Raw genomic sequence first — 22,761 nt, 5'->3', positions numbered from 1 at the left:
AGCATGCCGGTCAGCCGACGAGTTCGCCCGCCTGTTGGTCGCCGCGGATCGCCGAGAGCTTCGCCAACTCGATCACGGACCGAACCAACACGATCAGGATCGCCACCACACACACGGCCTGCCACGGCGTGACCCGAACCCGCTCGCCGAGCAGGGCCATGCCGAGCAGCATCGACACCGTCGGCTCCATCACGATCATCGCGGGAAACGATGTCTGCAACTCCCCGGCGGAGAAAGCGCGCTGCTGGGCCAGCACTCCGCCTGCCGCGGCCACGACGAACAGGTATATCTCCGGCCGGGTCGGCACGACGCCCGGAAAGTGCAGCATCTGGTACATCACCGACTTCACCAACAGCGCCGATATCCCGAAGAACGTCCCCGACACCAGCCCGTAGCTGAGCGCCCGGTAGTGCGTCGACGACCATTCGCCGAGCGCGACCAAGCCGACGAGCACCACGATCACCGCGCTGATCGTGCCGGCCAGAACGACATGATCGGGCCGCTCGTCGGTCGGCGACGGCGCGGCCGTCACCAGGAACAGAGCGACGCAGGCGGCGAGCAGGACACCCCACATCCATTCGCCCCGTGACGGATGACGGTGGTCGGCCCAGGCCTCCAGCGGCAGCGCGAACAGCACTGCGAGCACCAACAGCGGCTGGACCAGAAGGATCGTGCCCAGCGCCAGCGCACCCGCCTGCAATCCGAATCCGGTCAGGGCGATCGCGGCGCCCAGCCACCAGCTCGGCGTGATCCGCCCGAACACGGCAGACGCGCGCTGACGCAAGACGGTGCCACCGGCGATCAGCAAGGCCGCGCCGACAGCCAAGAGCGCGGGCAGCAGCTGATGCACGCGCACAGCCTAGCCGGAGACCAGCCCGCCCGAGATGCTCGATTCGCCCGCGATCAGGCGGTGAGGGACCGCTGTTTCTCCACGCACACTTCGAACGCGGTTTCGCGCTCGGCCGCATGCTTGGCAAGGATCACGGTCGCGAACATCATCACGCCGAGGATGAATGCCACAACGAAGCCCTCGAAGGTCGACACATGGGCTCGTTCGCCGAGCAAGACCACGCCGAGCGCCATACCGACCGCCGGCTCCATCACCGTCATGGCAGGGAAGGAGGTCTGCAGATCGTGTGCAGCGAAAGCCAGCTGCTGCGTGAGCACCGACCCGGTCGCGACCACGATGATCAGGTACAGCTCGGGGTGCACGAAGATCTCGCCGACGCTCCTGTCGAGTTGGCCCATGACGCCTTTGACCAGAAACGACTGGACGCCGGTGAGCAGTCCCGACGCGGCGCCGTACAGCAGCGCCCGATAGTGCAGCGAGACGAATCGCGCCCCGACCATCAGTCCGCCCAGCACCACAACCAGGACGACGATCGCGCCGGCAAGCACACCCGCCTGGGCGTTGTGCTTCCCCGGCGTCGGCATCGTGATCAGCACGAAGGCTGCAATGCACAGCGTCAGGATGACGCCCCACTTCCACTCATGGACGTTGAGTCGCCGTCGATCGAGATGCGCCTCCAGCGGCAACGCGAACAGCACCGACAACACGATCAGCGGTTGCACCAGCAGCAACGAGCCCAGGCCGAGCGCCACCGCCTGTAAGACGAACCCGAGGGCAGCGATTGCGACACCGAGCCACCAGCGTTTGGTGATACCGCCGCGAACCGTAGACGACCGCTGTCGCACCAGGGTGCCCAAAGCCACCAGTGCCGCAGCGAGGACGGCAAGTACGGCGGGCAGAACGAGGTGCACCGGTTAGAGCGTAGTCGCGTCCGGCGAACCCTGTCAGAGCTGTCAGGTGCTCCGCTGCGGGGGCTGGGAGACTCAGCCGGTGAACGGCGGCACGAACTGACGCGGCACCGGCCACGGATGCGCCGGATCGAGCGCGTTGTGCACCAGGTAGGCGGCCCGGCGTGAACCGACGATCGCGAGATGATCGGAGAAGTCCTGCGCGCAACTGTCCTGCACCACGATGTTGCGCACACTGATTCCGGGCGGTCCCGGCACCTGCCCGCTCGTGTACGGGAGCACCGCCTCGTCGTAGCGGGTCGAGATGTTCGTGTACTCGATCCCGCGGACGTAGGGGCTGCCGCCCGCCCACATCCGGCGCAGGAAGTCCGACCCCGGCAGCAGCTTGCCGCCGGTGTTGAAGCCGGGCGTGGATGTGTCGTTGAGCCCCAGCGCGCGGGCGACGGTCATCATCGCGCGGCCGATGTCGCCACCGCTACCGCGCCACAACGGCGCCAGCGATACGTAGCGGTGGATCCGCGGCGCGCCGCCGAGATACTTGGCGTAGTAGTCCGGCACCATCGTGCCCTCCGAATGGCCGACGATGTCGACCTGCTCGGCACCGGTGGCTCGCAGCACCTGGTCGATGAATCCGGCCAGTTGACCGGCGCTGACGTCCATCGGCTGCACGCCGCCGATCGCGCTGATCGGCCAGGGCGTCCCGGGGAGGGTGCCGTACGTCAGTGCAAACACACAGAATCCGGCGTTCTTCAACATCGGAACGTATGCGCCCCAACTGGTCTGCCTTCCCCCGCTCGCGCCGTGCACCAGCACCACCGGATTCGGATGCTCACGAGACGGTCGGCAGGAGAAGTCATTCGAGCCGGGCAGCGAGCCGTTCGGGTGGGCCAGCTCGTCCGGGATGCCGGCGAAGAAGCTGTAGTCCTCCGGCAGCTTCGGATCCGCCGACGCCGGCGGGGCGGTCATCGGTGCCAGCAGGGCGACCACCGCGACGACGGTCGCCGACAGGAGGATCCGAACTGCGCCGGTCATGATCAGCCGGTGAACGGCGGCACGAACTGGCACGGCACCGTCCACGGGTGCGCGGGATCGAGCGCGTTGTGGACCATGTACGCCGTGCGCCGAGAGCCGGCGATCGCCATGTGGTCGGAATAGTCCTGCGCGCAACTGTCCTGCACCACGATGTTGCGCACGCTGGTTCCGGCCGGACCCGGCACCTGCCCGCTCGTGTACGGCATCACGGCCTCGTCGTAGCGGGTCGAGATGTTCGTGTAGTCGATACCGCGGACGTACGGCGTGCCGCCCGCCCACAGCTTTGTGAGGAACACCGAGCCGGGCATCATCTCCGCTACGGAGTTGAAAAACGGGATGGCCGTCTCGGGAATGCCCAGGCGCGTCGCGAATGCGCTGATCGCCTTGCTCGAGTCGCCGCCGCTGCCGCGCCACAGCGGCGCGATCGACACATACTTGCCGATCTTTCCGGCGCCGCCCAGGAACTTCGCGTAGTAGTCGGGCATCATCGTGCCCTGCGAATGCCCGACGATGTCGACCTTGTGCGCGCCGGTGCTCGCCAGGATCTTGTCGATGAACACCTTCAGTTCGGCCGCCGACTTCTCCAGCGGCTGCGCCCCGCCCAGCTGATTGATCGGCCAGGGCGCGCCGGGGATCGCGCCGTAGGTCAGCGAGAACACGCAGAAGCCGGCGTTCTTGAGCATCGGAACGTATGCGCCCCAATTGGTTTGACCGCCGCCGGCGGTGCCGTGCACCAGCACGACCGGATCGGGGTGGGCCGCGGTCGGCGTGCAGTGGAAATCGTTCGCGCCCGGCAGCGACCCGTTGGGATTGGTCAGCTCATTCGGGATGCCCGCGAAGAAGTTGTAGTTCTCTGGCAGCTTCGGGTCGGCGGAGGCCGGCGCCGCCGCCATCACCGACATCGCGGCGACGATGGCAACGGCCGTCGCGGACAAGGAGATTCGGATCACACGGATCATCTGTCGTTCCCTTCGACGATCGAACGCTCGAACGCTAGCACCGGCTAGCACCGCCGTGAGACGGATTCGAGAACTTGACTCACGACCAGTTCAGCGTCGACCGGTCAGGCGCGGGGCACCTGCATCGCGACCAGGCGATTCGCGTCGTCGGGCGACATGCCCAGCCGGTCCCAGGGCCCGGCAATCTCCAGGATCGCGTACGCGGATGTCGGGAACCGCTCGATCCGGCCCGATGGGTCCAGCGCCAGCGCCGTCTCCGGCATCCCCGGAAAGTGTGCGACGACGAGCGCCGTCGCCGCATCGGCCGGCACATGCAGCCGCACCGCTTCGCAGACCTGGTCGGCATCGGCGTCGTACAGCTCGTCCAGGAACTGCGCCGGCGCCTCGATTCCGGTGCGCTGCAAGGTCTGTCGAGTGCGGCTGGCCGTCGAACAGAGGACGACGTCGACCGCGATACCGTCCCGCCGGAGCCACTGTCCGGCCAGCGCGGCCTCGCGCCGGCCCCGATTGTTCAACGGACGCTGATGATCTTCGACGCCCGGTGGATAGTCAGACTTTCCGTGACGCATCAGCACCAGGGTGCGCGTCACGCCGAGCGCTCCGCGATCCGGGATCGCGCCGCCGATTCGGCCGCTGCCAGCTCGCGCAGGATCTGTGCGGTGGCGCTCCAGGCCGACGCCTCCTGCTCGCAGTAGCGGGCAGCATCCTCGTCGCCGTGCTCCCAGCGAGCCTCGGCGTCGTCCCAGAGCTCGATCGCCTCGTCGACGGCGTAGCCGGCCAGCCGGGCGAGCAACTCGGGGTCACCGCCGGCCCGCAGCACCATGGCGCCGTCGAGCGTCATCAGCTGCTCCAGAGCAGCGAGCGCGTCCTTCATGCCCTGCGCGTGCGTCATGCCCCCGACGGTAGATCCTGGGTCCGACACCGCGACGCCGACGCGCCGAACCACCGCGTCGAGTGCCGAAGGACCCTGCATCTCAGGACGTTCGCAACGACCTTGGACCCTGCGATTCTCGTGCGAACACCAGCACGATTGAGGAATCGGACGATGAACGGAAGGAAACGATGATGAATACGAGCGCGCCGATCACGGTGGGTGTGGACGGTTCCGCCGAATCCGACGCGGCGGTCCGTTGGGCCACAGCGGAAGCGATCCGTCGGCGCAGCGGACTACTGCTCGTATCGGTGTTCAATCCGTCACCGATGTCAGCGGGCTACATGGCGATCCCGATCGACCTGACGACGCCGATGCGCGACGCCGCGCAAGACAACCTTCGCCTGGCAACCGACATCGCCGAGCAGATCGCCAAGGACGAGCGCGCGGCGCTTCACATCGAGCGCCGGATCATCTGCGGGAACGTCCGACAGTCCCTGATCGCGGTCTCGCGCCAGGCGAGCACGCTCGTGCTGGGAGTTCGCGGCAGCGATCATGCCCAGTTCGGGCTGATCGGTTCGACGGCCTGGGCACTGGCCGGTCATGCGAAATGCTCGGTGACGATCGTTCACGATCAGCCGGGCCGCCAAGCGCCGGACCGACCGGTGGTCGTCGTCGGTGTCGATGGATCCCCGAGCAGTGCCTCGGCGGTGGATGTGGCCTTCACCGAGGCCGGCCTGATGGGCGCGAAGCTGGTGGCCGTTCACGCCTGGGACTACCGGATCCCCGGCCCGGTGCTCGATCCGTTCCACGGGCTCAGCCTGCCGGACGTCGAGCAGGCCGCGACCACCCTGCTGTCCGATCAACTCGCCGCGTATCGGGAACAACATCCCGAGGTGGAGGTCGAGCAGGTGCTGGCGCATGACCAACCGATCCCGGCCATCACCGCGGCCGCGCTGGACGCGGACCTGCTGGTGGTCGGAAGTCGCGGACGAGGCGGATTCACCAGCCTGCTGCTCGGTTCCACGAGCCATGGCCTACTGAGCACCGTGGAGTGCCCGCTGATGATCGTGCGATAGCCGATACGACACGACGGGAGCCCTTATGTCCACGCACGCAGTGTCATCCGCGCGCACTCCCCGCACCGAACCGGAACGCCCGCCGATCACCGTCGGCATCGACGGCACGGACGAATCGCTGGCCGCCATCACGTGGGCGGCCAACGAGGCGTTGTTGCGTCAGACCACGCTCCAGATGATCGCGGCTGTGCCGTCCGGGACGAGTTCACTCGCCTACGTCGGCGCTCCGCCCTCATATTTCAGGGAGTTCATCGCAGGCGCCCGTCGGAATGTCTCGCGCGCCGTCGCGCACGCCGAGTCGACCGCACAGGAGGCCGGCATCGCGCTCACGACGAGCCCGACAATGCAGACCGGCGGCCCGAAGGACGTCCTGATCGACGCGTCGGAGCAGGCCCGAATGATCGTCACCGGAATACATCTCAAGCACCGCAACGTACTCAGCGTGGTCGGGTCGACCTCCTGGGAACTGGCGGGCTATGCGCATTGCCCGGTGGTGGTCGTGAAGTCCGAACCCACGAGCCATCCCGAGCTGATCCCGACGGTCGTCGTGGGTGTCGACGGCTCGGCGATCGCCGATCGTGCGCTCGACATGGCCTTCGAGGAAGCCGCGGTCCGCGGGGCCCGCCTCGTCGTCGCGCATGCGTGGGCCGGCCACCGGCACGATTCCGCTCAGGATCCACTGCGCGAACCCGCCCGGGACGCCGACGGCGAGCCCAGCTCGGCGGCGATATCCGCAATGGTGGCGCCGCGACAGGCCGCCTACCCGGGTCTCGTTGTGGAACAACGGTTCATCGATGGCTGGCCGGCGGATGGATTGGCGATCGTGTCTGCCGGCGCCGATCTGCTGGTGGTCGGATGCCGGGGCCGCGGCGCGCTGCGCTCGCTGACGCTCGGGTCGACCAGCCTGCACCTGCTCGCGTCCGTGGACTGCCCGCTGATGCTGGTGCATTGACCGCCGACCAGAAGGTCGATATTCGATGCAGGCACAACGGAACTCGTCGCGGTCCGAACTGGTGCCGCACGAGATAGAATGAACGTCTAGAGGCGATGGGACTCGCCTGAATCGCACACGCTGATGGTCCCTGATCGACGCACCGAGGAGACGCGATGAGCTCCCCACATCAGCCTCTACCCAACCCGTCCAACCTGGGCCGAGCCTTCTGGCTGCCACCGGGCGGCACCGACAACGGCATCGATGCCACCGCGTGGGCCGAACTCGTCGACCTCGAAGCCCGTGAGGTGGTGCCGGTTCTGGGACTACTGGCCAGTGCCGGCATCGCCGCCTACGTCGCCATCCCCGCCGGCCACTTCGCCCACCCGCGCAGGCCGATTTGTCATCGCCTGTGGGTCGACTCCTTGCAGTACCACCACGCAGAAGACCTGCTGATGGAACTGCTGCGGGAAAACCGCCATCCTCCCGATGATCCCGCGTCGAGGGGTTGACCCTGTTTCGCTCGATCGCCCTGTCTCCCGACGGGTGGATCAGCTCACGTGCCCGGAGCTCCTGCGGTCACGACCACGCCTCACTCCGAGCCCGACGCCTCAGGCCAACGCGCGGCGTCACGATCATCCCGCGGCGCGGTTGCCGGAATATCAGTTGACGACCGCGAGGACCTCGGCCGTGGTCGCGGTCTCACCAAGCCGCGGGAAGATGGTGTTGACACTGTGCTCGTGCGACGCCGGGCTGGTGTCGAGCATCGCATCGATGGCCAGCACGACGTTGTAGCCGAGTTCACCGGCGAAGCGCGCCGTCGACTCGACGCCGATGCTGGTGGACACGCCCGTCAGAAAGACCTGCGTGACCTTCTGCTCGCGCAGGATCGCGTCCAGCCCGGTATTCGTGAAGGCACCCCAGGTCTTCTTGGTCACCTTGATGTCGCCGGGCTGGACGCCGAGCTCTTCGAGCAGCACATCCCAACCGGCCGGCGGCGCCGGCCGGGCGGCAGCCATAGTTCGTCCCGGCGCGGCGCCACTGACATTCACCCAGACCACCGGCAGGCCCTTCGCGCGAAAGGCATCCGCGAGAGCCTTCGAATTGGCCACGACGGCGTCGAGATCCAACCCCGCGCCGGCGGCGAGTGCCGCGATCCCCTGCTGCAGGTCAATGACGACGAGTGCCGCCCGATCGTCGAGTGCGGAAACAGGCATGATGATCCCTTCTGAGGCTGCGATAGTGGCACGCCGTGCAACTCGGGCGAAACGAAAGAATCGGTCAATCCGAATGCGTCCCACTGGAATACGTGGCCACAGTACGCGTCAAACCGAGGCGGCCTCCGGCTAGGTCGCGTCGCCCTCCGGCATGACCAGCTCGAACCGAATAGCAAGCAGCCGCACGGGTCGGTCGAGTTCGAACTTGTCGAGCACCGCGAGCGCGGCGTCGGTGAGCACCTGCAGATCCGTCGTGGGCGCGGCGAGTTTGCGCGACTTGGTGCGTGTATAGAACGTCTTGGTGCGGACGGTGACCTCGACGCGCATCGCCACCCGCCCCTCGGCGACGATCTGCTGCAACAGTTCGGCGGTCAGGTCGGCCAGCGCGGCGGCGATCTCGTCGCGGCCCTCGAGATCCTTCGGATACGTTCGGTTCTTGCTGTGCCCCTTGGCGATCGGCGGTTCGGTCGCGATACTTCGATCGCCGCCGCCCCGGGCCAGCAGCGGCAACCATTGACCTGCCTTCGGACCGAACTCGGCCGTGATCCGCCCCTCGTCGGACTCGGCGAGTTCGGCGATCGTCTTGATTCCCAACCGATTCAGCCGATCGGCGATACGCGGACCGACGCCCCACAGGTCCTGCACGGGTCGGGTACCCATCAGCGGCATCCATTCGGCATAGCTCAGCGCGAACACCTTATCGGCATCATCGTCCGAGTCGCGGCCCCCGGAAGACCGGAGGCCGGTCGGATACCCCCGCGCCTTGGCGAATCCGGTGGCGATCTTGGCCTGCTGCTTGTTCTGCCCGATCCCGACCGCGCAGGGCAGACCGCACTCGGCGAACACGCGCTCGCGGATCCGCTGCGCAAGCTCCCGCGGATCATCCACGGACGCAGCCAGATACGCCTCGTCCCAGCCCCATACCTCGACCGGATGACCGAAACCGCGCAGCGTCGACATCACCTGTTCGGACGCGGCGTCGTAGGCGCCGACATCCAGCGGCAGGAATACCGCGTCGGGGAGTTTGGCGTAGGCGGTGCGCAGCGGCATACCCGCTCGAACACCGTGCGCCCGAGCCTCATACGAGGCGCACGTGACGACCTTGCGCAGCTGGGTGGGATCACCCTCGCCACCGACGATCAGCGTCTCGTGAGCGAGTTCGGGATTGCGCAGGCGTTCGACCGAGACCTGAAACTGATCCAGGTCGACGTGCAGGAACCACGGGCCGTCCACAGCGTCACAGTAGCCCGAATCGCCGTCCTCAGGAGGAGCCGAGACTGACCGCGCTCCACGGCGCGTAGGCCCAGCCGACCAGCTGCCAGGCACCGAGATTCGCCGACGGCAGGATCTGGATGTCGGTGCCGTCACCCCAGCCCGGCGCGAATCCCTGGACGCCGCCGCTCAGATAGTGGCCCTCCCCCAGGGAGATGTCGACGTGCCCGCCGTCCGGTCCCCGCGAGAACACCAGGGCTCCGACCGGTGCGGGAAGACTGCTGTGGCCCTGGCCGTGGGCGGCCAGGTTCTGGTAGTAGGCGATGGCACCGTCGTGCGGGATGCCGGTCGCGGTGGTCAACCCGTACGCGGCATCGACGAAGTCCTCGCACCCGTAGATGCCGAAATCATTGGTGTGCAACATCGTCATGCCGCGGGCGATGGCAACGGCACCGTTGGGCGCGTGGGCGACGTCGGAGATGACATCCGCACCCGCGGGCGCGGACCACGCCGCCGGCACGGCAACGGCGGCACATACGCCGGCGATCAGACCTCGCAGAAGATTTCGACGAAACGGTGGCATCGCCTCACGGTGCCAGCGCATTCACCGGAATGCACGATCCTCAAGGGGATGCACAGACAGTTGGTAGGCACGCGTGACATCCGGTTGACCATCCGCACCGCGAGGGTCGAGTTCACGCCTGCAGCGCAACGGAATTACCGGGTAAGTATCGCCCGGGACGCCGGGCGGATGCCGCGAAATCCGGATAACGACCGGATTCCCGGACATGATGTGGGCATGACAGCGAACAGCCAGAAGTACTGGACCGGCGACCCCTCGAAGCTGCTCCGTGTGGGGCCGGGTTTCCGGCTCGCCGATGTCGATCCCAGGGACACGCCCGGCTACGACGGCGATAAACGCCATGCCGACGACGATCTCGCCGCGGGCGCCGACGAGGTGAGCCAGCTGCAGGAGCGCCTCTTCGCCGCCAGCCGGTCCGACGCCACCGACGCGTCGGTCCTGCTGGTACTGCAGGCGATGGACACCGCAGGCAAGGGCGGGATCCTGCGCCACGTCGTCGGTTCGGTTGACCCGCAGGGCATTTCGATCGCCGCGTTCAAGAAGCCGACCGCGGAAGAGCTAGCCCACGACTTCCTGTGGCGCGTCGAGAAGCGGGCACCCGAGCGCGGCTTCATCGGGGTGTTCGACCGATCGCACTACGAGGACGTGCTGATCGGCAAGGTCCGGCGACTGGCTCCCGATGACGAGATCGAGCGCCGGTACGGCGCGATCAACGACTTCGAACGACGCCTCGCCGACTCCGGTACCCGCGTCGTGAAGGTCATGCTGAACATCTCGTACAAGGAGCAGCGGGCTCGTCTCGAGGAACGGCTCGACCGGCCCGACAAGTACTGGAAGTACAACCCCGGCGATATCGATGAACGACAGCTGTGGCCCGAGTACATGGACGCCTACCAGACCGTATTCGACCGCACCGCCACCGATGCGGCGCCGTGGTACGTCATCCCCGCCGATCGCAAGTGGTACGCCCGGCTGGCCGTGCAGGCCCTACTGCTGGACGCACTCGAGTCCATCGACCCGCAGTGGCCGGACGCCACCTTCGACATCGACGTGGAGCGCCGGCGGCTGGCCGCGACCTGAGCTGACCGTGCCGCGAGATCGGGCGGCGGCGGTTCAGTGCGCGATGAGCAGTGGGCACTCGACCGTGCCGAGCAGGCGGTGACTGGTCGACCCGAGCACCATGCTGGCGAATCCGCCGCGACCGCGATTGCCCACGACCAACAGATCCGCATGCTCGGCGGCCGCGGCCAGGGTTGCGCCGGGCCGGCCTTCGATCACCTGCTGCCGCACCTCGACGTCCGGGAACTCTTCGCGGTAGCCGGCGAGCATCTCCGCCAGGGTGATCGACTCGCCCCGCGGGCGATCGAAGGGGACCGTATTGATCGGATCGAGAACCGAATCGATATCCAGCCAGGTCCAGGCGTGCACGACCCGGAGCTCGGCGCCGCGTATCGAGGCTTCGCGGAACGCGAGGTCGAGGGCGCGCCGGCTGTACGCCGAACTGTCGACACCGACGACGATCATCCCGTGTACCGGCCGGTCGAGGCCGCGGTCGCTGACCACGGCGACTGGGCTGCGCGAGTGCCCCGCGAGCGACCAGGCCAGCGAGCCGGCGGTGCCGATCCCGGTCCGGTGCGCGCCGTGAAGACCGACCGCGAAGATCTCGGCCTCAGCCGAGATCGCGACCAACTCCGAGACCGGCTCGCCCTCGAGCAATCGGGTCGAGATCGCCACCTGAACATCGGCCTCCTTCGCCTCGGCGTTCGCGACATCGAGAGCCACCGAGAGATCGGCGCGCGCGGCGTCCGCAAGATCATGAAGATACGACGGCGGCACACCGGCGTAGATCGCGCGCGGGTCGAATGCCGGTGTGACAGAGACGATTGCGAGGGGCAGCTGACGCAATCCGGCTTCCCGGGTCGCCCAGCGCACCGCGCCCACCGCACCATCTGAACCATCGATGCCGACGATCACCGGCGCGGGGCCATCATGATGAATCATCACTCTCCCTTTCTCCTGCTGGATGATTCACCCATTCTCAGCGGTGGCCATCACGCATCGACAGGGTAGAAAGTCCTCGCGGCCGATACCGTCGGTAACCGGTCTGGAGGTGGTCACGCAGGCAACGGCACGGACCAGGTGGCAGCCGTGCCGCCATCGGGGCGGGCCGCGATATCAAAACGCCCGTGGTTCTCGGCGGCTCGATCCGCGAGGTTCTGCAAGCCGCTGCGCCGCAGCGGAGACCCCAGGCCCACGCCGTCGTCCTCCACCGATACCGTCACCCACTGCCCGACTTCCACTGTCACCACTACGTTTTCGGCCGACGCATGCCGGACGACATTCGTCACCAGCTCGCCCACCACCGCCTCGATCGCCGTCGACAGGTCACGCGAGATTTCCGACAGCGGTCCCGAGGTGCGCAGCACCGCTTTGACCGGGAGGTCACGGGTCAGCCGATTCAACGCGGCCACCAGCCGTACCCCGGTGTCGGGCGCCGCCCGTTCCGCCGTATGCAGATCGAAGATCCGCGCCCGGATCTCTTCGATCACCGCTTGCAGGTCGTCGGTGACATCCGAAAGCCGTGCGCGTTCATCGCCTTCCGGAAGTCTGCCGACCACCCCGTCCAGGGTCAGGCCGGCGGCGAAGATGCGCTGGATGACATGGTCGTGCAGATCTCGAGCGATTCGGTCGCGTTCACCGAGGACGTCGAGTTTGCGTCGATCCCGCTGAGCATTCGCGGCCTGCAACGCGATCGCGACTTGGTCGGCGAAGCTCCGGAACGCCGCGATCTCCAGATCGATGAATTCCTTCGTGTCAGCCGAACGCGTCACGACGAGCATCGGCAGGTCGACGTCCTCCCCGATCGGCGCCCGGAGGACATGTCCGCCGCTCAGCTCCACGCCCGCGGCACCGGCGTCCCGTCCTTGCAGTTCCGGATCGGTGGCCACCGAGATCGTGGCAACACCATCGAGGTCGACCACGATCGCAGCCGAGTCGGCGGCGAATACCCGCCGCGCGCTGTTCACGACAAGTTCTGCGACTTCGGAGCGAGCCGCTCCCGACAGCAGCTCGGACGTGATCGTGCCGACCGCTTCGATCCACCTTCCCCGTGCCTGCGAGCGCCGATAGAGCTCGGCATTCTCGATGGCGATGCCGGCGGCCGTCGCCAGCGCTCGAACCAGGACCTCGTCATCCTCGGTGAACTGCTTGCCACCGATCTTCTCGGTGAGATACAGCTGCCCGAACACGCTGTCGCGCACCCGGATCGGCACGCCCAGAAGCGATTTCATGGGCGGATGGTGGGCGGGGAATCCCACCGAGGCGGGATGATCGGCGATATCGGTGAGCCGGAGCGTGTCGGTGAGCAGCACCGACAGGACGCCGCGTCCTTCGGGGAAATCACCGATCTGGCGTTGCGTCGCCTCATCGATTCCGACGACGATGAACTCGGAGAGGGTGCCATCGGCGCGCCTGACCCCCATCGCGCCGTACTTCGCCTCGGCCAGCGTGACCGCATGCCCCACCACCTGGCGCAGGGTGCTGGGCAGGTCGAGCCCCGTGCCGATCTCGAGCATCGCCTCGAGCAGGGTTTCGAGACGATCCCGGGTGTCGACGACCTGTTCCAGCCGATCCTGCACCTCGTGCAGCAGTTCGCTGAGACGGAGCCGTCCCACCAGATGCTCGTTCCGCGAATCATCAGCGGCGGCACCGCCCGCCGGCGTGGGTTCCGGCTTGGCGCTCACTTCTCGAGATCCACCGGGTGCGTGGCGGCCAGTGCCACGATCTGCGCGCGCCGTTGCATCCCCAGTTTCGCGAGCACCCTCGACACATAGTTCTTGACGGTCTTCTCCGCCAAGAACATCCGTTGCGCGATCTCGCGATTCGACAGGCCCTCGCCGACGTAACCGACCAGCCGCCGCTCCTGTTCCGACAGGCCGCTCCAGGGCCCGGCATCGGTCTCCTTGTTGCGCAGCTTGTTCATCAGGGCGGCGGCGGCCCGGCTATCGAGCAACGATCGGCCGGCGGCGATGTCCTCGACCGCCTGCGCCAGCGCCATCCCCTTGATGTCCTTGACGAGATATCCGGACGCGCCGGCGACGACCGCGGCCAGCATCGACTCGTCATCGGTGACCGACGTGAGGATCAGCGTCCGGGTATCCGGAACGGCCACCCCGAGCTTCCCGCACAGGTCGATGCCGCTGCCGTCCGGCAGCCGCACGTCGATCACTGCGACGTCCGGCGCGCTGGCCGGGATCCGCCGCATCGCCTCGTCGACCGAACCGGCCTCGCCGACCACCGACAGTCCCGCCCCCTCGAGGAGCAGCGCCAGTCCTGAGCGCACGACCTCATGGTCATCAACCAGGAACACCGTCGTCACGTGAGCAGCCCCCTCGATCCACCGTCAAATCGTCGCCGATTCACCGACTGACCTCACGGTACGCCTGGCGGTCCACGGCGCCCGGCAAGATTGGCGTACTCAAGTCGTCCGCCCCACGAACCGGGGACTTTGGTCATTGCGGCGGCTGCCTGCAGACATCTATCCGCCGACCCACCGCGCTCATAGCGTTGATCTCATCGGAGCCGACACGGAGTTCGAGGGGTGCGGGAGGAGTTCACGATGTTCCACCAACAGCCACGCCTGCGGTTCGGATTGTCCCGGCTGACCACCAATTCGCTTGTGCGCGCATGTGATCGAATCGAGTTCGCGATCCACGTCGCCGCGGTGCTGTTGATCATCGCGGCGATCCCGATCGGCTTGGCTGCAGGTAGCGCCGTGCACGCCGGCATGGCCTCCAGCCGACGGGCAGAACTCGCATCACGCACCCAGGTGACGGCCGCTCTCCTCGCGCCGCCATCGATGTCGACGGGTGCAGCGACGGCGCGCTGGACATCGCCGGGGCCGGATCATCCGGTGATCACGGGAGCGATCACAGTCCCCAGTGACCGCCTCAATAGCGCGACCACCCCGATCTGGGTCGACCGCACGACCGGGTTCGCGACGACGGCGCCGACCAGCGCGTCGACCGTGTGGGCCCGGACCATCAACACCGGAATCGCCTCGCTCGCAATCATGTTCGGCGCCATCGCGGCGCTCTGGGGGTTCACCACCGCGGGATTCGCGCGATACCGGTCGCGGCGGTGGGACGCAGAATGGCGGCACTGCTCCGCTCTCGAACCATCCGCATTCATTGCGTGGACGCCCGCCACGCAACTCGGAAAGGAATGAAGAGATGGATCGTCAAGACGTTCATGCTCTCGGTCGTCATATCGCAACGTTCGCCGGCCGCGCGCCCTCGGTGCACAACACGCAGCCCTGGCATTTCAGTCTGGACGGGCACCTGCTTCACGTGTATGCCAACCCTGCACGGCGGTTGCTCACATCGGACCCCGACGGCCGCGAGATGCTCATCAGCTGTGGCGCCGCAATCAGATTCGCGGAACTGGTCGCCGAGCAGTACGTCGATCGGGTCGAGGTGACCTACTTCCCGAACCAGGTTCGGCGGCTGCATCTGGCCACCATCGAACTCGGCGGCACGGTCGTTCGCCCCGCCACACCGGCGACGGGAGTCGAGGAGACCATCGGGGCGCGCTGGAGCGATCGCCGACCGTTCGATGCCCCGGACCGAGCCGCAGTCGCCGATCAGCTGGCGCTGGTGAGCAAGCAGTATCGGCGCTGCTCCGCCACGATCGCCGGACCGGATACCGTCGCACTGATCGCGGCGATGGGCTCGCAACACCATCTCGCCAGCCGCTACGACGCCAACTACCGGCACGAATTGCGTTGGTGGGCAGCAGGTCGCGCCTACTCGGACGGCATCTCGCCGGAGCGGCGTCCGGTCGATCCTGATATCGCGCCGCCCACCGGGCGCTTCTTTCCGGCCGGCACGCTCAAGACCGGGGACGTGGAGGACAAGGCGGAACTCGGGCTCATCACGTCCCCCGTCGATGAGCCGCTCGATTGGGTCCACTCGGGTCGGCTACTCGCGGATGTACTGCTCTCGGCGACCGCGTCCGGGCTGCACTCCTGCACGCTGACCCATTTCCTGGAGCCCGTTCCCGGAGAGTCGGACTCGCCGCGGATGCGCGGTGCGAACCATTCGGCGGTCCAGGCCGCCGTGCGGATCGGCCGGGCGACCGGGCCCGAACTGCCGAGCCCCACACGGCGGTTGTCGGTCGACTCGATCTTCGAGATCTGGTGAGCTGCGATGCCGGCCTCGACGATCACCTACCGGCGGGTGACGGCTGCCGATGGCGAAGCCATCGAACGTCTGCATCGGACTCTGTCCGACCGCGACGGGTATCTCAGGTTCTTCGAATTCCCGCCCAACAACCTGCGCCGCCTGGTCGAGCTGCTGACAACCGCAGACGAACGGCACTGCGCGATAGGGGCGTTCACCGGCACCGAATGCCTGGGGGTCGCCGACTACGTGGTGGACGATGACGGCCGCGGAGCAGAGGTCGCGATCGTCGTCGCGAGCGAATCGCACACGCACGGAATCGGAACCCGGCTGCTCGAACGCCTGGCCGCAGTCGCGGCCGCGCACGGAATCCGGACGCTGCACGCCGACGTCCTCGCCACGAACAACGCGGTGTTCGAGATGATCGGCGACGCCGGCTGGCCGGTACAGCAGATAGGCGACGGGCCGGAGGTCCACCTTGTCGTCGACCTGCCGCGGCCGACCGCTTTCCGGCCCACTCGAACGTCGACCGCCCTGCGGCAAGCGGCGAACCTGCCCGCCGAATCCACGGCGGCCGGCTGACCACCGACGTCGCCGCGCCGAACGGCCGGCCGCGTTCTCAGGTTCGGTTCAGATGAGCAAATTCTGCTGCCGGTACCGTGAAGGGGCCCAACCCGCGACCGATTGGACGACATGACCGGCCCGACCCCGCCGCCACCTCCGCCCCCGTACGGCGGGCCGGCGTTCGATCCCCGAGCCGCCCAGCGGCGCACCCGGAGACTGCAGATCGCGGCCACCGCGGCCATCATCGTCGTCGCCGCGGTCCTCGCCGTCGTGATCGTCGTCGTCGCGAACAACGACAAGAACGACAAGAAGCAGTCGACGGTGGCCGGCGGCACCGGCACCAGCGCGGCCGGCAGATCTGCGACGGATGCGCCCGCGGTGCCCGACGGCGCCATCCGGGTCGGCTCCGCCACGCCGAAGGTCGTGCTGACCGCAATCGAGGACTTCCAGTGCCCGGTCTGCCAGCGATTCGAATCGACGTTCGGCCCGACGCTGGCCAAGATCCGCGCCATGCCGGACGTGGCCATCGACTACCACCCGATCGCGTTCCTCGATCAGATGTCGAACGGCAACCGTTATTCGACCCGGGCCGCCGCCGCATCACGATGCGTCGCGGACGCGTCGCAGGCGGACGGTTATGCGGCCTGGCTCAAGTTCCACCAGACGCTGTTCGCCAACCAGCCCGCCGAGGGCGGCCACGGGATGACCGACGAACAGCTGATCGGCTATGCGCGGCAGTCGGGTGCTCCGGCATCGGTCACGGACTGCATCACCAGCGGCAAATACGACTCGTGGGCGCAGACCCAGACGCGGGCCGTCCTGGATTCCGGGATCACGGGCACGCCGACGGTCAAGCTCAACGGCAAGACCGTGGAATTGAGTACGCCGGACCAGCTGTTGTCCGACGTCCAGGCCGCATTGGGGAACAATGGCTGACGTGACTACCGCTGACGATTCCGTGCCGTCGACCGACCCGAGCGACGTGACCACTCAGGCGATCGCCGACGAGGCTCCCGAGGAGCCGACCGAGATCGACGCGGACGACCTGGTCTCGAGCCGCGGGGAGATGATCCGGTCGGCCGCGATCTTCATCCTCGGCATCGTCGGTCTGGTCGCCGCGGCCACGCTGTCGATCGAGAAGTTCAAGCAGCTGACCGAGCCCGGCTACAGCCCCAGCTGCAGCATCAACCCGATCCTGTCCTGCGGTTCGGTGATGTCGCAGCCGCAGGCCGAGTTCTTCGGTTTCCCCAACCCGTACATCGGTATCGGCGCCTACGTGGTGCCGATCATGCTGGGCGCCCTGGCACTGTCCCGCGTCCAGATTCCGCGGTGGTTCTGGGCCGGGCTGGCCGCCGGCGCCCTGGTCGGCATGGTGTTCATTCACTATCTGATCACCGAGAGCCTCTATGTGATCCACGCGCTGTGCCCCTACTGCATGGTCGTGTGGACCATCACGCCGGCGATCATGGTGCTCGCGATCCAGAAGGCGGTGGCCGGCAAGCAGCGGCTGGCGATGTGGGCCGGCTGGCTGTGGCCGCTGCTGATCGTCTGGTACTTCGTGATCATCGGGCTGATCACGCACGAGTTCTGGTACTACTGGAAGACCCTGCTCTAGCTGGGCTCTGACCTGGCCATTTCCCGTGGCCAGCGCTGCGCCTGTTCGCGGAGGTCCGGTGCTGGTTCCGCTCAACGGATACGGGCCTGGGGCGAGCTGATCGGCGATCCTACCTTTGAAGGTGACCCACATCACCTCACAAAGGAGCGGCCGTGGCCGATTGGACCCATCACCGGGCGTCGATCAACGGGATCGAGATGCATTACGTCACCCAGGGCGAGGGACCGCTGGTGGTGCTCCTCCACGGCTTCCCCCACACCTGGTTCAGCTGGCGTCATCAGATCGGCGCGCTGGCGGCCGCCGGCTACCGGGTGGTCGCACCCGACCTGCGCGGAATGGGCCAGACAGACGTCCCGGAAGCGCTCGAGGAGTATCGCGTCGACCGCGTCGTCGCGGACGTCGCGGACTGCTCGACCATCTCGGCGAACAGCAGGCGGTGTTCTCGGGTCTCGACTTCGGGCAGTTCATCGCCTACGACGTCGCGATCGAACACCCCGACCGCGTCCGCGGACTGATCGGTCTGCAGAACCCGTTCTATGCCGCCTACGACCGCCTGCCCAGCGAGGTCGAACGGGAGCGCGGCCGAGAGCACTTCAATCACATGTCGTACTACCTGGACAATCCGATCACCGCGCGCGACGACATGGATGCGCACCCGCGCGAGATCCTGACGAAGATCTTCCACATCCTCTCGGGCGATGGCGACTTCATGCAGGTATGGCAGAGCCCGCCGGGCGCGACGTATCGGCAGGCGCTCCCGGACCCGCCTGCACTCCCCTGGCCGTGGCTGACCGAGTGGGAGCTGGAAACGTACGTGTCCGACTATGCGCGCAGCGGCTTCGGCGGCGGGATCAACTGGTATCTCGCGGGCGACACGAACTGGCGCTACCGGCGCGATCGCGGCGAATCCGTGACTCGTGTGCCTTTCTACTTCCTCTGCAGCGCAGGCGATGTGGATCTGCTCAACTGGCACGGCGACGACCCGATCGACAAGCTCAAAGAACACCACGAGGACGTGCGCGCCGTCCGCACGGTGGAGGGCGGCGGCCATCTGCTGGCGATGGAGAATCCGGACGCGGTGAACGAGGTTCTCATCGAGTTCCTCAGGGATCTGGCCGGTTGACGGCCGGGTGAGCACAGCGCACCCTGACTCGATCGGCGGTTGCGCAGACGCCGCCTAACGCTTGCGGCGAATGATCACCGCGAATTCCGCTGCCGCAACGTCTTTCCCGGTCGAGTCGGAGATCGTCACGGGCACCGGCATCTCGATCGGGTTGCCGGCCTGGACGTCGTCGCGCATGCCCTGCACCAGCTGCTCGGTCAGGTCGGTGCGCACCCGGAATGGCCCGGCGTCGCCCTGCGCCCGCGCCAGATAGTCGATCCGGCCGGTCTTGACGACCACGTACGCGTCGGCCAGCAGATCGAAGATCGCCGTGACCGCCGCTCCCGTCGCGGCGGTCTCGGCGAGCCCGAACAGGTTGGCCGCGTGGATGTCTCCGTTGTGGTTGAGCAGCCGCGGTTCCGGCGTGACCACCAGGTCGGCCTGGCCGGGACCGAAGCCGAGTTCATCAATGCCCGCGTACTGGATGTACCCCAGCTTGTTGAATCCGGCGGCGACCAGTTCTCCAGCGTTAGTCATGCCGACCAGACTAGAACGTGTTTCAGTTTCGGGTCCAGTCGCCAGCGTCTCACCGACTGGCGATCAGCTGGACGCGTGGCAAGGTTGGCGGAGGTCCGTTAAGGCGCTTTCCCTTTTGCGGACCTTCGCCGTAACGCAGCCAGGCGTTCAGCTGGCGCCAGTCAGAGCCCGAGGCGATCGGTGACGCCGCGTAGGTAGGCGGCCTGGCCAAGATGCTGGGCCCCGTCGTTGATGATGCTGACGAGGCGCACCCCGGCGGTGACCGGCGGCGTCCAATTGCGATCGATGACCCGCTCGATGTCGGTCATCGTCAGCGCATCGAGGTAGTCGAGCGTGCGCTGGTGCACCGCCGCGTGATAGCCGGCCAGCAGGTCCGCGCCCACCCGCACCTTGCTCACCTCGTCGGGCGATTGCCCATAGCCCATCTCCGCCATCTCGAACGGCAGGTCGAACCGGTCGTACCAGTCAGCCCACACCTGCGGGTGATCGCCGAGATGCGCGATCTGCACATCCTGCTGCCGGGCGGCATGCCAGATCAGCCAGGCGATCGAATTCGATTGGGGATCGGGCTGATACGTCGCGGCCGCCGGACTGAGCCCGGCGCACACCTGCTCGACCGTTTCTTCGACGCGAGTGAACCCGTCGATCAGAATCGCCTTGCTGGACGTCAGATCCGACATCGAAACCTCCTCGGTCAGGCGGCCGCGCTCAGCCGGAAGATGCGCAGCTCGCGATCGGTGCGGCCCAGATAGGTCTGATAGACCGCCACCATGTCGATGAAACCCTGCTGAATGCGATCGCGCTCGGCGGCCGCGAGAAGCGTTGCGGTCACCGGAATCTCACGGCCCATGATGACCGCCGCCGGGCCTCCCGCCAGCAGGTTATGGGTCCATGCGGGATGCTTGTCGCCGCCGAAGTTCGAACCGATCACGTAGATGTCCGGATCCTCGCGGTAGTACAGCAGCGGCTGCACCCGGCGCTCGCCCGACTTGGCTCCCGTGGTGACCAGCAGCAGCGTCGGTGCGCCGATCGGGCCGAGCGCGGTCAGCCGGCCCTTCGACTTGTCGAGCACCCAGCGGTCCAGTGGCGCCATCGTGCGGATCAAGGCCGAGCCGGCGCCGGTCGCGGCGAACTTGACCATCGTGTCGCGGAGGCGGCTGGAATCGCTCCCCCAGCGGATATCGGGGAACGGTGCCGTCGGGTCGTTACGCTGCTCGGTCACTCATCGAGCGTAGCCGCGGTGCGGACGATCAGCAGCGGCTTGTCGGCATCGGCGCCGCCGAGTTGTGCCCACATCGTGTCGATCATCGGCTGCAGGAACAGATTTCCCAACTGCCGCACCATCATCCGGACCACCTGATCGGGCACCGGAACAGTCGTCGACGCCGTCCCCGCGCTCCGCCGTTCGACGACCTGCGCACGCGCCAGCTCGGTGAGCCGTTCGAGCAGATGATTGTCGTCTCCCGGGTCGAGCAGCGACCGGCGCATGTAATCGACGAGTGCCGGGTGCTCGTCGAACATCCGCCGAACGGCCGCATCTCGATCGGCGGCGACCTCGGCCGGGTTTCCGGCATCCGGGACCGACCCGATAGCCGCCGCATGCCGGTCCACGATGTACTGCTCGACGGCCGATCGCAGGCCCTCTTTGGTCTTGAAATGGTGCTGCACCAGTCCGACGGCAACGCCGGCCCGCGCCGCCACCGCCCGCATAGATACCGCCGAAACACCCTCGGCGGCAAAGAGTTCCAATGCCGCGTTGCGAATGCGCGCCTTGGTCGTCAAGTCGCTCTCGATCGCTCCCCCGCTGGACATAACACCTCCGATCCGGTTCGGCAAGAACTATACAGATATTCGCATTTCAGTACACTTGCCCATGTCCTAGTACATTTGTATAGTGCGGTGAACAGCGTCACAAGAGGAGTCTCCAATGGCATATCGAGAAGCGGTCATCGTCGGCGCCGTGCGCACCCCGGTTGGCCGCCGCGGCGGGATCCTGCGGCAGTGGCACCCGGTCGACCTGCTCGGCCAGACGCTGCGCACCCTGGTCGACCGGGCCGGCGTCGACGAGACGCTGATCGACGACGTCATCGCCGGTTGCGTACTCCAGAACGAGGAGCAGGGCAGCAATCTCGGCCGGCACGCGGTGCTGGCGGCCGGGCTGCCCGAATCGGTTCCCGCGGTCACCGTGGACCGGCAATGCGGTTCGGGCCAGCAGGCAGTCAGTTTCGCCGCCCAGGCGATCATGGCGGACTGCGCCGATCTGGTGATCGCCTGCGGCGTCGAGTCGATGTCACGGGTGCCGATGCCCCCGGCGATGACACCGGGCGCGCCGTTGGGACCGCAGTACAGTCCGCGCGAACTGAACCGCTACTCACCCGACTCGGACAGCGGTGCGCTCATGGCGCAGGGTGCATCGTCAGAGCTGATGAACACGCGGTTCGGACTGACCCGCGCCGAGCTCGACGACTTCTCCGCCCGCAGCCACGAACGCGCCTGGGCGGCAACGCAAGACGGGCGGTTCACATCGCAGCTGGTGCCGCTCACCGTCGATCCTGCCGACCCGGCGTCCGAGCCGATCACGGTCGACGAGGGCATCCGGCCCAGCATCGATCGCGAGAAGATGTCCACCCTGCGCACGGTCTTCGCCGAGGACGGGATGACCACCGCCGCCAACTCATCGCAGATCTCCGACGGCGCCGCGGCGCTGCTGATCGCCGACCGGGACTTCGCGGAGCGCCACGGGCTGGTGCCGCGCGCCCGGTTCCGCGCACTGTCGGTCGCCGCCGCCGATCCGGTCATCCAGTTCACCGCGATCCTCGATGCGACCGACAAGGCGTTGAAGCGCAGCGGATTGGCGGTCGACGACATCGATCTCTTCGAGGTGAACGAGGCCTTCGCCGGCGTGCCGCTGATGTTCCAGAAGCATTTCGGCATCCCCGACGACAAGCTGAACGTCAACGGCGGCTCCGTCGCCATCGGCCACCCCCTCGGCTCGACCGGCGCCCGCATGCTCACCGACCTGGTCTTTGAACTGGAACGGTCATCGAAAACCCTGGGGCTGCAGACGATCTGCGAGGCCGCCGGAACCGCCAACGCCACCATCATCGAACGCATCTGAAAGG

General features: G+C 67.1%; 28 protein-coding genes and 1 riboswitch. Of the genes, 12 read left to right on the top strand and 16 right to left on the bottom strand.

What is annotated here, in order from left to right; translation table 11 throughout:
• Positions 1-10: 10 nt before the first annotated feature.
• The 6 genes from G341_RS0108265 to G341_RS0108240 all read right to left on the bottom strand — a co-directional run bounded on the left by G341_RS0108265 (position 11) and on the right by G341_RS0108240 (position 4,641).
• On the bottom strand, positions 11-850 hold the full coding sequence (locus G341_RS0108265) for a DMT family transporter (RefSeq protein ID WP_026303410.1): 840 nt from the start codon (positions 848-850) through the stop codon (positions 11-13).
• Between the two features lie 53 nt (positions 851-903).
• Positions 904-1,761, bottom strand: coding sequence for a DMT family transporter (locus tag G341_RS0108260; protein WP_018178649.1), 858 nt, complete (start codon positions 1,759-1,761; stop codon positions 904-906).
• A gap of 72 nt (positions 1,762-1,833) precedes the next feature.
• Positions 1,834-2,790 (bottom strand): esterase/lipase family protein, encoded by a 957-nt coding sequence (locus G341_RS0108255; protein WP_026303409.1) that lies wholly within the window; start codon positions 2,788-2,790, stop codon positions 1,834-1,836.
• Positions 2,791-2,792: 2 nt separating this feature from the next.
• Entirely contained in the window at positions 2,793-3,749 is a 957-nt protein-coding gene (locus G341_RS0108250; RefSeq protein WP_018178647.1) for an esterase/lipase family protein, read from the bottom strand.
• Between the two features lie 104 nt (positions 3,750-3,853).
• The gene (locus G341_RS0108245; protein ID WP_051092707.1) at positions 3,854-4,318 is read right to left on the bottom strand and encodes a SixA phosphatase family protein; all 465 of its coding nucleotides are present in this window, start codon (positions 4,316-4,318) and stop codon (positions 3,854-3,856) included.
• A 17-nt stretch (positions 4,319-4,335) separates the two neighbouring features.
• Positions 4,336-4,641 carry a hypothetical protein gene (locus tag G341_RS0108240; protein ID WP_026303408.1) on the bottom strand — a complete coding sequence of 102 codons (306 nt, stop codon included), beginning with the start codon at positions 4,639-4,641 and terminating at the stop codon, positions 4,336-4,338.
• A gap of 173 nt (positions 4,642-4,814) precedes the next feature.
• Here G341_RS0108240 and G341_RS0108235 point away from each other — a divergent pair, with 173 nt between their 5' ends.
• The 3 genes from G341_RS0108235 to G341_RS0108225 all read left to right on the top strand — a co-directional run bounded on the left by G341_RS0108235 (position 4,815) and on the right by G341_RS0108225 (position 7,142).
• Positions 4,815-5,699, top strand: coding sequence for a universal stress protein (locus tag G341_RS0108235; protein WP_026303407.1), 885 nt, complete (start codon positions 4,815-4,817; stop codon positions 5,697-5,699).
• A 25-nt stretch (positions 5,700-5,724) separates the two neighbouring features.
• Positions 5,725-6,651: a universal stress protein gene (locus G341_RS0108230; protein ID WP_018178643.1), complete on the top strand. Its 927-nt coding sequence runs from the start codon at positions 5,725-5,727 to the stop codon at positions 6,649-6,651.
• Positions 6,652-6,733: 82 nt separating this feature from the next.
• Positions 6,734-6,791, top strand: a riboswitch (Fluoride riboswitch).
• Between the two features lie 15 nt (positions 6,792-6,806).
• Entirely contained in the window at positions 6,807-7,142 is a 336-nt protein-coding gene (locus tag G341_RS0108225; protein WP_018178642.1) for a hypothetical protein, read from the top strand.
• A 150-nt stretch (positions 7,143-7,292) separates the two neighbouring features.
• Here G341_RS0108225 and G341_RS0108220 read toward each other — a convergent pair whose 3' ends face one another.
• From G341_RS0108220 to G341_RS0108210, 3 genes are all read right to left on the bottom strand, one after another.
• Positions 7,293-7,847 (bottom strand): isochorismatase family protein, encoded by a 555-nt coding sequence (locus G341_RS0108220; RefSeq protein ID WP_018178641.1) that lies wholly within the window; start codon positions 7,845-7,847, stop codon positions 7,293-7,295.
• 129 nt (positions 7,848-7,976) lie between these two features.
• Positions 7,977-9,080 carry a DNA polymerase IV gene (locus G341_RS0108215; RefSeq protein ID WP_018178640.1) on the bottom strand — a complete coding sequence of 368 codons (1,104 nt, stop codon included), beginning with the start codon at positions 9,078-9,080 and terminating at the stop codon, positions 7,977-7,979.
• A gap of 28 nt (positions 9,081-9,108) precedes the next feature.
• Positions 9,109-9,642, bottom strand: a complete 534-nt coding sequence (locus G341_RS0108210; protein ID WP_155826846.1) for a hypothetical protein — start codon at positions 9,640-9,642, stop codon at positions 9,109-9,111.
• 216 nt (positions 9,643-9,858) lie between these two features.
• Between G341_RS0108210 and G341_RS0108205 the strand changes: the two genes are divergently transcribed.
• Positions 9,859-10,722, top strand: coding sequence for a PPK2 family polyphosphate kinase (locus tag G341_RS0108205; RefSeq protein WP_026303405.1), 864 nt, complete (start codon positions 9,859-9,861; stop codon positions 10,720-10,722).
• A 33-nt stretch (positions 10,723-10,755) separates the two neighbouring features.
• Here G341_RS0108205 and G341_RS0108200 read toward each other — a convergent pair whose 3' ends face one another.
• The 3 genes from G341_RS0108200 to G341_RS0108190 all read right to left on the bottom strand — a co-directional run bounded on the left by G341_RS0108200 (position 10,756) and on the right by G341_RS0108190 (position 14,020).
• Positions 10,756-11,643, bottom strand: a complete 888-nt coding sequence (locus G341_RS0108200; RefSeq protein ID WP_018178637.1) for a universal stress protein — start codon at positions 11,641-11,643, stop codon at positions 10,756-10,758.
• A gap of 113 nt (positions 11,644-11,756) precedes the next feature.
• On the bottom strand, positions 11,757-13,385 hold the full coding sequence (locus G341_RS0108195) for a GAF domain-containing sensor histidine kinase (protein WP_018178636.1): 1,629 nt from the start codon (positions 13,383-13,385) through the stop codon (positions 11,757-11,759).
• Positions 13,382-14,020, bottom strand: a complete 639-nt coding sequence (locus G341_RS0108190; RefSeq protein ID WP_018178635.1) for a response regulator — start codon at positions 14,018-14,020, stop codon at positions 13,382-13,384. Before G341_RS0108190 ends, G341_RS0108195 begins: the two co-directional genes overlap by 4 nt.
• Positions 14,021-14,260: 240 nt before the next feature.
• Here G341_RS0108190 and G341_RS0108185 point away from each other — a divergent pair, with 240 nt between their 5' ends.
• The 7 genes from G341_RS0108185 to G341_RS21470 all read left to right on the top strand — a co-directional run bounded on the left by G341_RS0108185 (position 14,261) and on the right by G341_RS21470 (position 19,123).
• Positions 14,261-14,869, top strand: a complete 609-nt coding sequence (locus G341_RS0108185) for an Rv1733c family protein (protein ID WP_155826844.1) — start codon at positions 14,261-14,263, stop codon at positions 14,867-14,869.
• 4 nt (positions 14,870-14,873) lie between these two features.
• Positions 14,874-15,842 (top strand): Acg family FMN-binding oxidoreductase, encoded by a 969-nt coding sequence (locus G341_RS0108180; RefSeq protein WP_018178633.1) that lies wholly within the window; start codon positions 14,874-14,876, stop codon positions 15,840-15,842.
• 6 nt (positions 15,843-15,848) lie between these two features.
• The gene (locus G341_RS21475) at positions 15,849-16,403 is read left to right on the top strand and encodes a GNAT family N-acetyltransferase (RefSeq protein ID WP_018178632.1); all 555 of its coding nucleotides are present in this window, start codon (positions 15,849-15,851) and stop codon (positions 16,401-16,403) included.
• A gap of 111 nt (positions 16,404-16,514) precedes the next feature.
• A complete protein-coding gene (locus G341_RS0108170) occupies positions 16,515-17,321 on the top strand; it encodes a DsbA family protein (RefSeq protein WP_018178631.1) in 807 nt (268 codons plus the stop codon).
• Positions 17,314-18,000 (top strand): vitamin K epoxide reductase family protein, encoded by a 687-nt coding sequence (locus G341_RS0108165; RefSeq protein WP_018178630.1) that lies wholly within the window; start codon positions 17,314-17,316, stop codon positions 17,998-18,000. The genes G341_RS0108170 and G341_RS0108165 overlap by 8 nt, the downstream gene beginning before the upstream one ends.
• A gap of 152 nt (positions 18,001-18,152) precedes the next feature.
• The gene (locus G341_RS24145; protein ID WP_245556938.1) at positions 18,153-18,515 is read left to right on the top strand and encodes an alpha/beta fold hydrolase; all 363 of its coding nucleotides are present in this window, start codon (positions 18,153-18,155) and stop codon (positions 18,513-18,515) included.
• Entirely contained in the window at positions 18,437-19,123 is a 687-nt protein-coding gene (locus G341_RS21470; protein ID WP_245556937.1) for an alpha/beta fold hydrolase, read from the top strand. The genes G341_RS24145 and G341_RS21470 overlap by 79 nt, the downstream gene beginning before the upstream one ends.
• A 54-nt stretch (positions 19,124-19,177) precedes the next feature.
• On the opposite strand, the gene G341_RS0108155 is transcribed toward G341_RS21470, so the two are convergent.
• From G341_RS0108155 to G341_RS0108140, 4 genes are all read right to left on the bottom strand, one after another.
• Positions 19,178-19,639, bottom strand: coding sequence for a DUF4442 domain-containing protein (locus G341_RS0108155; protein WP_018178629.1), 462 nt, complete (start codon positions 19,637-19,639; stop codon positions 19,178-19,180).
• A 161-nt stretch (positions 19,640-19,800) separates the two neighbouring features.
• Entirely contained in the window at positions 19,801-20,319 is a 519-nt protein-coding gene (locus G341_RS0108150) for a mycothiol transferase (protein ID WP_018178628.1), read from the bottom strand.
• A gap of 14 nt (positions 20,320-20,333) precedes the next feature.
• Positions 20,334-20,861, bottom strand: a complete 528-nt coding sequence (locus G341_RS0108145) for a nitroreductase family deazaflavin-dependent oxidoreductase (RefSeq protein WP_018178627.1) — start codon at positions 20,859-20,861, stop codon at positions 20,334-20,336.
• The gene (locus G341_RS0108140; RefSeq protein WP_018178626.1) at positions 20,858-21,451 is read right to left on the bottom strand and encodes a TetR/AcrR family transcriptional regulator; all 594 of its coding nucleotides are present in this window, start codon (positions 21,449-21,451) and stop codon (positions 20,858-20,860) included. The genes G341_RS0108145 and G341_RS0108140 overlap by 4 nt, the downstream gene beginning before the upstream one ends.
• 115 nt (positions 21,452-21,566) lie before the next feature.
• Between G341_RS0108140 and G341_RS0108135 the strand changes: the two genes are divergently transcribed.
• Positions 21,567-22,757, top strand: a complete 1,191-nt coding sequence (locus G341_RS0108135; RefSeq protein WP_018178625.1) for a thiolase family protein — start codon at positions 21,567-21,569, stop codon at positions 22,755-22,757.
• Positions 22,758-22,761: the final 4 nt, after the last annotated feature.

The organism is Jongsikchunia kroppenstedtii DSM 45133 (assembly GCF_000380485.1).
GTDB classification, from domain to species: Bacteria; Actinomycetota; Actinomycetes; order Mycobacteriales; family Mycobacteriaceae; genus Jongsikchunia; species Jongsikchunia kroppenstedtii.
The sequence above is the reverse complement of the archived record's forward strand: the minus strand, read 5'-3'. Positions and strand labels throughout refer to the sequence as shown.

Bases quoted from the DNA above. Each gene is read 5' to 3' on its own strand.
- G341_RS0108135 (WP_018178625.1), top strand. From the start codon at position 21,567: ATGGCATATCGAGAAGCGGTCATCGTCGGCGCCGTGCGCACCCCGGTT.
- G341_RS0108205 (WP_026303405.1), top strand. From the start codon at position 9,859: ATGACAGCGAACAGCCAGAAGTACTGGACCGGCGACCCCTCGAAGCTG.
- G341_RS0108140 (WP_018178626.1), bottom strand. From the start codon at position 21,451: ATGTCCAGCGGGGGAGCGATCGAGAGCGACTTGACGACCAAGGCGCGC.
- G341_RS0108210 (WP_155826846.1), bottom strand. From the start codon at position 9,642: ATGCCACCGTTTCGTCGAAATCTTCTGCGAGGTCTGATCGCCGGCGTA.
- G341_RS0108245 (WP_051092707.1), bottom strand. From the start codon at position 4,318: ATGCGTCACGGAAAGTCTGACTATCCACCGGGCGTCGAAGATCATCAG.
- G341_RS0108250 (WP_018178647.1), bottom strand. From the start codon at position 3,749: ATGATCCGTGTGATCCGAATCTCCTTGTCCGCGACGGCCGTTGCCATC.
- G341_RS0108225 (WP_018178642.1), top strand. From the start codon at position 6,807: ATGAGCTCCCCACATCAGCCTCTACCCAACCCGTCCAACCTGGGCCGA.
- G341_RS0108200 (WP_018178637.1), bottom strand. From the start codon at position 11,643: ATGATTCATCATGATGGCCCCGCGCCGGTGATCGTCGGCATCGATGGT.
- G341_RS0108240 (WP_026303408.1), bottom strand. From the start codon at position 4,641: ATGACGCACGCGCAGGGCATGAAGGACGCGCTCGCTGCTCTGGAGCAG.
- G341_RS0108155 (WP_018178629.1), bottom strand. From the start codon at position 19,639: ATGACTAACGCTGGAGAACTGGTCGCCGCCGGATTCAACAAGCTGGGG.
- G341_RS0108185 (WP_155826844.1), top strand. From the start codon at position 14,261: ATGTTCCACCAACAGCCACGCCTGCGGTTCGGATTGTCCCGGCTGACC.
- G341_RS21475 (WP_018178632.1), top strand. From the start codon at position 15,849: ATGCCGGCCTCGACGATCACCTACCGGCGGGTGACGGCTGCCGATGGC.
- G341_RS0108165 (WP_018178630.1), top strand. From the start codon at position 17,314: ATGGCTGACGTGACTACCGCTGACGATTCCGTGCCGTCGACCGACCCG.
- G341_RS0108150 (WP_018178628.1), bottom strand. From the start codon at position 20,319: ATGTCGGATCTGACGTCCAGCAAGGCGATTCTGATCGACGGGTTCACT.
- G341_RS0108255 (WP_026303409.1), bottom strand. From the start codon at position 2,790: ATGACCGGCGCAGTTCGGATCCTCCTGTCGGCGACCGTCGTCGCGGTG.
- G341_RS0108235 (WP_026303407.1), top strand. From the start codon at position 4,815: ATGAATACGAGCGCGCCGATCACGGTGGGTGTGGACGGTTCCGCCGAA.
- G341_RS0108230 (WP_018178643.1), top strand. From the start codon at position 5,725: ATGTCCACGCACGCAGTGTCATCCGCGCGCACTCCCCGCACCGAACCG.
- G341_RS0108170 (WP_018178631.1), top strand. From the start codon at position 16,515: ATGACCGGCCCGACCCCGCCGCCACCTCCGCCCCCGTACGGCGGGCCG.
- G341_RS0108220 (WP_018178641.1), bottom strand. From the start codon at position 7,847: ATGCCTGTTTCCGCACTCGACGATCGGGCGGCACTCGTCGTCATTGAC.
- G341_RS0108180 (WP_018178633.1), top strand. From the start codon at position 14,874: ATGGATCGTCAAGACGTTCATGCTCTCGGTCGTCATATCGCAACGTTC.